This is a genomic window from Shewanella sp. AS16 (genome assembly GCF_021412365.1).
In the GTDB taxonomy this organism is placed as follows: Bacteria; Pseudomonadota; Gammaproteobacteria; order Enterobacterales; family Shewanellaceae; genus Shewanella; species Shewanella salipaludis.
This window is the reverse complement of sequence record NZ_JAKCLK010000415.1, coordinates 1-282: the sequence shown is the minus strand read 5'-3', so window position 1 is coordinate 282 and position 282 is coordinate 1. Positions and strand designations below refer to the sequence as shown.

Here is a 282-nt window from a genome sequence, read left to right as displayed (position 1 = left end):
AACAGTGGAGTCTGGCGAAAAAAGTGCTGGTGGGTCTTGTGATGGGTGTGGTTTTTGGCCTTGCCCTGCATACCATTTATGGTTCTGACAGCCAGGTACTTAAAGATTCTGTACAGTGGTTTAACATTGTTGGTAACGGCTATGTTCAACTGCTGCAAATGATCGTTATGCCGCTAGTCTTCGCCTCTATTCTGAGCGCGGTTGCCCGTCTGCATAACGCATCTCAGTTAGGCAAAATCAGTTTTCTGACCATCGGTACGCTTTTGTTTACCACGCTGATTG

General features: G+C 46.8%; 1 protein-coding gene. It reads left to right on the top strand.

The window, feature by feature from the left end; translation table 11 throughout:
* The coding region (locus LZP73_RS20900; RefSeq protein WP_234236903.1) for a cation:dicarboxylate symporter family transporter at positions 1-282 on the top strand (282 nt) is incomplete at both ends.